4 protein-coding genes are annotated in these 5,130 nt (G+C 63.7%); 2 read left to right on the top strand and 2 right to left on the bottom strand.

Annotated elements, in window-relative coordinates; genetic code table 11:
• The first annotated feature begins 184 nt into the window (after positions 1–184).
• Both AC1D1P_RS13795 and ddpX read left to right on the top strand, forming a co-directional pair.
• Positions 185–1,684, top strand: coding sequence for an AMP nucleosidase (locus tag AC1D1P_RS13795; protein WP_477673379.1), 1,500 nt, complete (start codon positions 185–187; stop codon positions 1,682–1,684).
• Positions 1,685–1,778: 94 nt separating this feature from the next.
• Positions 1,779–2,375 carry a D-alanyl-D-alanine dipeptidase gene (gene ddpX, locus AC1D1P_RS13790; protein ID WP_477673378.1) on the top strand — a complete coding sequence of 199 codons (597 nt, stop codon included), beginning with the start codon at positions 1,779–1,781 and terminating at the stop codon, positions 2,373–2,375.
• On the opposite strand, the gene AC1D1P_RS13785 is transcribed toward ddpX, so the two are convergent.
• Together AC1D1P_RS13785 and purT are read right to left on the bottom strand one after the other, a co-directional pair.
• The gene (locus AC1D1P_RS13785) at positions 2,362–3,483 is read right to left on the bottom strand and encodes a mechanosensitive ion channel family protein (protein ID WP_477673377.1); all 1,122 of its coding nucleotides are present in this window, start codon (positions 3,481–3,483) and stop codon (positions 2,362–2,364) included. The two genes, ddpX and AC1D1P_RS13785, sit on opposite strands and share 14 nt — an antisense overlap.
• Positions 3,484–3,505: 22 nt before the next feature.
• Positions 3,506–4,738 carry a formate-dependent phosphoribosylglycinamide formyltransferase gene (purT, locus tag AC1D1P_RS13780; RefSeq protein WP_477673376.1) on the bottom strand — a complete coding sequence of 411 codons (1,233 nt, stop codon included), beginning with the start codon at positions 4,736–4,738 and terminating at the stop codon, positions 3,506–3,508.
• Positions 4,739–5,130: the final 392 nt, after the last annotated feature.

The raw sequence follows: 5,130 nt of genomic DNA, 5'->3' as shown, positions 1-5,130 counted from the left end.
GGCACAGGGCGCCGAGCAAGACTGCCGCCAGCGCGCGCAGGTGCCCCGAAGGGTTGTGGTGTTTCATCAGGGCATTCTAGGGTGTGTCACGGTACTTGCCGCACAATGATGTGCATGCCCTGCGGTGCTACGCTTTGCCGAAAACCACCTGCTGTACCCTCACCATAAAAACAAGGCTTTTTTCATGCCCTATCTGCCGCCTTTCATAGCCCCCACCCGCTACAGCGACCCGGCCGCCGCACTGGCGCAGGTTCGCGCCATTTATGACCAGCAGATTGCCCACCTGCGCGATGCAATGCAACGCTATGTGGCCGGGGAGACGCTGCCCGGCCATGTGCGCGCCTGCTACCCTTTCGTGCGCATCCACACCGACACCGTGGCCCGCGCCATTCTGGAGACGCCCGACATCTCGCAGCTGAGCTTTGGTTTTGTGGCCGGGCCCGGCCGCTTTGAAACCACACTGACCCGGCCCGACCTCTACGGCAACTATTACCTTGAGCAGTTCCGCCTGCTGATGCAGAACCACGACGTGGAGCTGGAAATAGGCACCAGCACGCAGCCCATCCCCATTCACTTCTCATTTGCCGAGAACGACCACATCGAAGGCAGCATGGATGCAGCGCGCCGCATGCTGATGCGCGACGTGTTCGACCTGCCCGACCTGGCCGCCATGGACGACGGCATTGCCAACGGAACCTACGAGCCCCTGCCCGGCGAGCCGCAGCCACTGTCGCTGTTCACCGCGGCGCGCGTCGACTATTCGCTGCAGCGCTTGCGCCACTACACCGGCACTTCGCCGCACTGGTTCCAGAACTTCGTGCTGTTCACCAACTACCAGTTCTACATCGACGAGTTCGTGCGCTTGGGCCATGAAGCCATGGCCGACCCGGACAGCGAATACACCGCCTTCATCGAGCCCGGCAACGTGGTGACCCGGCGCACCGGCCTTCCCGCCGAGGCCGGCGACGAGCTTGGCGTGCAGCCGCCCCGCCTGCCGCAAATGCCCGGCTACCACCTGCTGCGCGCCGACCGCACCGGCATCACCATGGTCAACATCGGCGTGGGCCCGGCCAACGCCAAGAACATCACCGACCACATCGCCGTGCTGCGCCCGCACGCCTGGATCATGCTGGGCCACTGCGCCGGCCTGCGCAACAGCCAGCAGCTGGGCGACTACGTGTTGGCCCAYGGCTATGTGCGCGAAGACCATGTGCTGGACGAAGAGCTGCCGCTGTGGGTGCCGATCCCGGCGCTGGCTGAAATCCAGGTCGCGCTGGAAAAAGCCGTGGCCGACGTCACCCACGCCGTAGGCCCCGACCTCAAGCGCATCATGCGCACCGGCACCGTGGCCTCCACCGACAACCGCAACTGGGAGCTGCTGCCGGGCAACCAGCCGCAGCGCCGCTTCAGCCAGAGCCGCGCCGTGGCACTGGACATGGAAAGCGCAACGATTGCCGCCAACGGCTTTCGCTTTCGCGTGCCCTACGRCACTCTGCTGTGCGTGAGCGACAAGCCGCTGCACGGCGAGATCAAGCTGCCCGGCATGGCCAACCACTTCTACCGCGAGCGCGTCGACCAGCACCTGCGCATCGGCATACGCGCCATCGAGCTGCTGCGCGCCGAAGGCATCACGCAGCTGCACAGCCGCAAGCTGCGCAGTTTTTCGGAAGTCGCGTTCCAGTAGTGCCGTCAAGCCCGTCAGTTGCTATACTTTTGGTAGCTGCTTGCGCTCGTCCTTATTGGTTTGCAGCCTTATTTTTCATAAATGTCACCTGCCCATGGAAAATCTTTCACCGCTCGTTCCTGTCACAGAAGCCAGTCATGGCGTTGTGATCGACCTGATCTACGCAAGCACCAACAACTTCACCGGCCAGGTGATTTATGACAGCCCGCTGTGCTTTTTGCATCCGCAGGCAGACGCCGGCCTGCGCAAAGCCATCACGGCCGCGAAAGACATGGGCTTTCAGCTCAAGATTTTTGATGCCTTCAGGCCGCAGGAAGCGCAGGAGGCACTTTGGGCCGTGGCGCCCAACCCCGCCTACATTGCCGATCCGGCCAAGGGCTCCAACCACACGCGGGGCGTGGCGCTTGATGTCACGCTGCTGGCGCCCGACGGGCAGGAACTGGACATGGGCACGCCGGTCGACACCATGACGCACGGGTCCCATCACTTTCACACGGCACACCCTGTGGCCGTCCAGGTCAACCGCATGCGGCTACTCACGGTCATGCTGGAAGCGGGCTTTGTGCACCACCCCAACGAATGGTGGCACTACCAGTTGCCGGACGCCAAAAGCTTTCCGCTGATCGACAGCCATGCCTTCATGCGCTGCGTGGGCGATGGCCAGCAGCCCGTCCGGCTCAAGGCCGCCTGAACTCGCCGGCCTGATCGGCAAGAGGGCCGGCAGCCGGCAGCTCCGCCGGCTGCCGCGGCTCGGCTGACTCGGTACGCACCAGCGGCAAATGCTGCGGGTATTCGCGCTGCATGAAGTCCACCAGCGCCTCTCGCACCTTGCAGCGCAAGTCCCAGTTCAGGCTGGAGTTGGCGGACGTCACCAGCACCCGCAGCTGCATGCTGCGCTCGCCTGATTCCACCACCTGCAGCAGGCACAGCCGCTTGTCCCACTCGGGTGCCTCCTCGCAGGCGCGCCGTGCCGCGTCGCGTAACGGGGCCAGGGGCGTGCGGTAGTCAACCCAGATAAAGACCGTGCCGATGATCTGGGCGCCGGTGCGCGTCCAGTTCTGGAACGGGTTTTCAATGAACCACTGCAACGGAACGATCAGGCGCCGCTCGTCCCATATCTTCAGCACCACATAGGTGCCGGTGATCTCCTCCACCCGGCCCCATTCGCCCTGCACGATCAGCACGTCGTCCAGGCGGATGGGCTGCGCCAGCGCCAGCTGCAGGCCGGCAATCAGGTTGCTGAACACAGGCCGGGCCGCGATACCGATCACCAGCCCCGCCACACCCGCCGAAGCCAGCAGGCTGGCCCCGAACTGGCGGGCGCCGGGAAAGGTCATCAGCATCAGGGCCAGCCCCGTCAGCAGCACGATGAACATGGCGGTGCGCGCCAGCATGCGGGTCTGCGTATGGATGCGGCGGGCGTTGAGGTTGTCCTCCACATCGACCGGGTGCAGGCCGATCACCCCCATCGCTGCCCCGCGCGCCGCGCGCATGCCTGCCCACGTCAGGGCGGCGAGCAGCAGCAGGCCATTGGCATGGCGCACCCCGTTGATCAGCGGAAAGGTATCCGGCGCGCTGTGCCAGACGATCTGCAGGGCGATCAGGGGCAGCAGCACCTGCACCGGAGAGCGGCATTGCTCGGCGACCCGGGCCATCACAGGCATGGAACGCGTCAGCCGCAGGACAACGACAGCGCCTATGGTGTGCGCCACCAGCGCCAGAACGATGCTGATGCCGGCTGCCAGCAAGACGTGCAGCGAAGAGTCGTCCGCCCAGGAGATGAGCGCAGAGAGGTTCATGCCGCAGCCCTTTCCATAGGGATCAGTCTTTCGGCACCCGGGGTTTGACCCGGGACGCGGCCAGCTTGGCGTTGCGGCGTGCCACCTCCACGTYGGCATCAAAAGCCAGCGCCACGCCCATGCGGCGTTTGACAAAACTCTCGGGCTTTCCGAACAGCCGGATGTCGCTGTTGGGCACACGCAGCGCGTCGGCCACGCCGTCGAACACAATGCCCTTCGCATCGACACCGCCATAAATCACGGCACTCGCGCCCGGGCTCTTGAGCGCAGTGTTGACGGGCAGGCCCAGGATGGCGCGTGCATGCAGCTCAAATTCGTTTTGCCACTGGGTACACATCGTCACCATGCCGGTGTCGTGCGGGCGCGGGCTGACTTCGCTGAACCAGACGTCTTCGCCCTTCACAAACAGTTCAACCCCAAAAAGGCCCAGCCCCGAAGGTTTGCCGTCAAAGCCCAGCCCCAGGTTATCCGTGACGGCCTTGCAGATGTCGCGGCATTTTTTCAGCGCGTTGGGGCGCATGGGGTGCGGCTGCCAGCTTTCCACGTAGTCGCCGCTGACCTGGATGTGGCCGATGGGCTCGCAGAAATGCGTTTCAATGCTTCCGTCGGCGCCCATGGCACGCACGGTGAGCTGCGTGATCTCGTAATCAAAATCAATAAACCCTTCAACGATCACACGGCCGTGGCTCACACGGCCGCCGGCCATCGCGTAGTCCCAGGCTTTTTTGACGTCTTCGGGGCCGGAGATTTTGCTTTGGCCCTTGCCCGACGAGCTCATCACCGGCTTGACGACGCAGGGGTAGCCCGTGGTGCCATCGATGGCGGCCTGCAGCTCTTCCAGCGAATCACAAAACTTGTAGGGGCTGGTCGGCAGGCCCAGGGTTTCGGCGGCCAGGCGGCGTATGCCTTCGCGGTCCATGGTCAGGCGCGCGGCACGCGCCGTCGGGATCACGCGCACCACACCGGCGGCCTCAAGCTCTTCGAGCATGGGTGTAGCAATCGCTTCGATCTCTGGCACCACCAGATCGGGCTTTTCTTTTTCAATCAGCGCCTTGAGCTGCGCCGGGTCACTCATGGTGATGGTGCGCGCATGGTGGGCCACCTGCTGGCCCGGCGCGTTGTCATACCGGTCGGTGGCGATGGTTTCAACGCCCAGGCGTTGCAGGGCGATCAGCACTTCCTTGCCCAGCTCGCCGGAGCCGAGCAGCATGACTTTGGTGGCGTGGGAGGAAAGCGGGGTGCCGATGGTGGTCATGAGGGAGGTTCGATAGAGGGGTGTCGAGTTGCAAGCAGATTCAGGCTCAAATTATCGCAGGGCACCAGCCCTGACCACGACCAGGCCGGCACGGACTGCGCAAGGGCGCCTCTTGAAAATCGTCCGGCAAAGCCAAATGGCTTTTCGAAGCCACAAGATTAAATTACGATGATGCACTGTAGAGCTGGCTTGGGCACAAGAGCTTCAAATACCTTATACATATGGAGGGGCGCGCAGCCGTRAATACATTCACCAAGTTTCTGGCAGCCATGGTGCTGCTGATGTGCCTGAGCGTTCAGGCTGACACGGGCGCCATCGGTGTGGTCGTCATGCACGGGAAAGGCGGATCCCCTTCCAGGCTGGTGTCTGATTTGGCCTCCTCGCTTCAGGGA

The sequence above is a fragment of the Polaromonas sp. P1_E1_2 genome, assembly GCF_056406035.1.
Note: the sequence above shows the minus strand (reverse complement) of the source record. Positions and strands in the feature narration are given on the sequence as shown.

Excerpts from the sequence above, each read along its gene's own strand:
- ddpX (WP_477673378.1), top strand. The coding sequence starts at position 1,779 with ATGGAAAATCTTTCACCGCTCGTTCCTGTCACAGAAGCCAGTCATGGC.
- AC1D1P_RS13785 (WP_477673377.1), bottom strand. The coding sequence starts at position 3,483 with ATGAACCTCTCTGCGCTCATCTCCTGGGCGGACGACTCTTCGCTGCAC.